This window comes from Caminibacter sp. (genome assembly GCF_053999135.1).
In genome coordinates this window covers 1-2,679 of sequence record NZ_JBMXVQ010000074.1, presented here as the reverse complement: position 1 = coordinate 2,679, position 2,679 = coordinate 1, and the positions used below count along the sequence as shown (strand labels likewise).

Sequence of the window (2,679 nt, the reverse complement as noted above, 5' to 3'; positions counted from 1 at the left end):
TTATTTCATCGCTCTCAAGTAGTTCAAAAATAGGAAGCCCCATGTTAAAACTGTTTCTGTAAAAAATTCTTGCAAAACTTTTTGCTATAACCGCCGCAACTCCCGCCGCTTTAAGGGCTATTGGAGCGTGTTCTCGGCTGCTGCCGCTTCCGAAATTATATCCGGCTACAATAATATCGCCGGGTCTGACTTTTTTGGGAAATTCAGGGTCCGCATCTTCCATTACATGTTTTGCAAGCTCATGAGGGTCTGATGTATTTAAATATCTCGCCGGGATAATAAGGTCAGTATCGATATTGTCTCCAAACTTCCAAACTCTTCCTGTAATAACGTTCATATAAAGCCTTCTATGATTTTTTTTAAGAAATTTTACCAAAAATTGTTTTATATTTTAAATTTGAGTTATAATAACACAAAAGGAGTAAAAAATGAAAATTTCTTCATGTATTATTAAGTCGTTTAGAAATCTTTTCTCACAAGAAGTTTTAAAAGTGATAGTTATAACCGCTTTGCCGGTTTTTTTATTTTATTTAGGGGTATTGATTGTTTTTTGGAATCCCATTATAAATATAAGCGGAGAGCTTATTTCATGGATACCTTTTAGTATTCTTAAATTAAACGGGGCTTTTTTTATTCTTTTTTTTCTCTGGTTTTTGAGCGTTGTGGTAAGCTTTGCTTTTGCTACTGCCGTGTTTGGTCCTATTTTTTTAAATAATTTAAAAAGTAAATACTACTATCTTTATTTAATTGCATCTATTTTGTTTTTTTCTTTATTATACGCGGTTTTGTTTATCAGTAATTGGGATTTTATAAATAATGAAGTCAAAAAACTATTGGTTCTTTTACCTTTTGATACGGTTTCAAAAGGGGTTGTCGCTATTGTTTCCATTTATATTTTTTATAATCTTTTTATCTTAACACTATTTGCGATTATCTTTGTTTTTGCCAAACCTTTTTTAGAAGCTATAAAAGAACTTGAATATGGTGATGTTAATATAGATGTAAAAGAAGCTGTTGGTTTTAAAAAGGTCCTTTTTAAGGATATTTTGATATTTTTGGGTCTTTTTATTTTTCTGTTTCCGTTATTTTTTATACCTGTGGTTAATATAGGGTATCAACTCTTTTTATGGACCAAACTTTATCATGATTCTTTTTTATATTTTGTGTGTAATGAATATTGTTCAAAAAAAGAATTTGAAGAGATAAAAAAACATAAATTAAAAACGGTTTTGATAGCTTTAATCGCTGCTAGTTTCAATTTTTTGCCTATTGTTAATTTCTTTGCGCCGTTTTTTGCCGTTATTATGTTTTTTCACTGTGTTATGGAATTAAAAAAAAGCTAAATTAGTTATCTTTTTAAATTATTAACCGTTTGCAGCATTTCATCACTTGTCATAATTGCTTTACTTGAAGCGTCGTAGGCTCTTTGTCCGGTAATAAGGTCTGTCATTTCCTCTACGAGCTGGACGTTGCTCATTTCGACAAATCCCTGTCTTATTTCCCCAAGCCCGTCGATTCCCGGATTGCTGACAATCGGGTCTCCCGAAGAGGAAGTATTTATATAAAGGTTGCTTCCAAGAGAATGAAGACCGGCCGGGTTTATAAATTTGGCAAGCTGGATTTGACCTATCTGTTGCATTTGAGTTTGTCCGGCTTCTAAAATACTGACCGTGCCATCCGTACCTATAGATACCTGTACCGTTGTAGGTGGCAGGGTAATTTCCGGTATAAGTTTATATCCGTCGCTTGTAACCACGTTTCCGTTTGAATCCAGTTTAAATGCCCCGTCTCTTGTATATGCTATTCGTCCGTCAGGAAGCTGTACCTGAAAAAAACCGTCTCCCTGAATGGCAAGGTCTAAATTGTTTCTTGTTTCTTTAAAATTTCCCTGTGTAAAAATTTTTGATATTGCAGTAGGTCTAACTCCAAGTCCGACACTTATTCCCGTAGGCGATTGGGTTGTTGTTGAAGTTGCCGTACCGGCATATTCCATAGTCTGGTAAAAAAGGTCTGCAAATTCGGCTCTTTGTTTTTTGTAGCCTATGGTATTTACGTTTGCTATATTATTTGATACTACGTCTATTTGCATTTGCTGAGCCATCATCCCTGTGGCTGCCGTATAAAGACTTCTAATCATTTTAAAATCCTTTTAAAAAATCTCTCTATTTTTTCTTTAAGCAAATTTTATTCCTAAATTAAGCCCTTACGTTGGCTAGTTTGTCTATAGCGTCTTTGTTGAGGTCGTCCATAAATGTATTCATAACTTTTTGATATTGTTCGACCAGCCTGTTTGTTTCTATAAGTTCGGTCATCTCTTTTACGGGATTTACGTTTGATTTTTCCAAAAAGCCCTGAAGAGTGGTGTTTTTAGTATTTATTTTTTCACTTCCAGGGATAAAATCCCACATTTTATTACCTACTTTTTTTAAAGTGTTCAAGTCATCTATGCTGACTATTTTTATAGTTGCTATTTTTGTTCCGTCGGTATATATATTTGCGTTTTTATCAATGGTGATGTTTTTTACGCTAGGAGGTATTTTTATAGAGTTATTGTTTGTATCAAGCAGTCTGTATCCTTCTTTTGTTACTATATACGCTTCAGAGTCGAGATTAAAATTTCCGGCCCTTGTTATTTTTTCACCCGTTGGAGTTTGTATGGTAAAAAAACTGTTTTTTTGA

At 33.7% G+C, this 2,679-nt stretch carries 4 protein-coding genes; 1 reads left to right on the top strand and 3 read right to left on the bottom strand.

Going from position 1 to position 2,679, the window contains the following annotated elements; all coding sequences use genetic code 11:
- Positions 1 to 337 (bottom strand): LeuD/DmdB family oxidoreductase small subunit (locus ACXJH6_RS05815; protein WP_456470819.1); only part of this gene is annotated, 337 nt, incomplete at its 3' end.
- Positions 338 to 428: 91 nt separating this feature from the next.
- Here ACXJH6_RS05815 and ACXJH6_RS05810 point away from each other — a divergent pair.
- A complete protein-coding gene (locus ACXJH6_RS05810) occupies positions 429 to 1,343 on the top strand; it encodes an EI24 domain-containing protein (protein WP_456470818.1) in 915 nt (304 codons plus the stop codon).
- Positions 1,344 to 1,348: 5 nt separating this feature from the next.
- Here ACXJH6_RS05810 and flgG read toward each other — a convergent pair whose 3' ends face one another.
- Together flgG and ACXJH6_RS05800 are read right to left on the bottom strand one after the other, a co-directional pair.
- Entirely contained in the window at positions 1,349 to 2,137 is a 789-nt protein-coding gene (gene flgG, locus ACXJH6_RS05805) for a flagellar basal-body rod protein FlgG (RefSeq protein WP_456470817.1), read from the bottom strand.
- A 58-nt stretch (positions 2,138 to 2,195) separates the two neighbouring features.
- The coding region (locus ACXJH6_RS05800; protein WP_456470816.1) for a flagellar basal body rod C-terminal domain-containing protein at positions 2,196 to 2,679 on the bottom strand (484 nt) is incomplete at its 5' end.

Coding starts and splice junctions, on each gene's coding strand:
- ACXJH6_RS05810 (WP_456470818.1), top strand. CDS start 429: ATGAAAATTTCTTCATGTATTATTAAGTCGTTTAGAAATCTTTTCTCA.
- flgG (WP_456470817.1), bottom strand. CDS start 2,137: ATGATTAGAAGTCTTTATACGGCAGCCACAGGGATGATGGCTCAGCAA.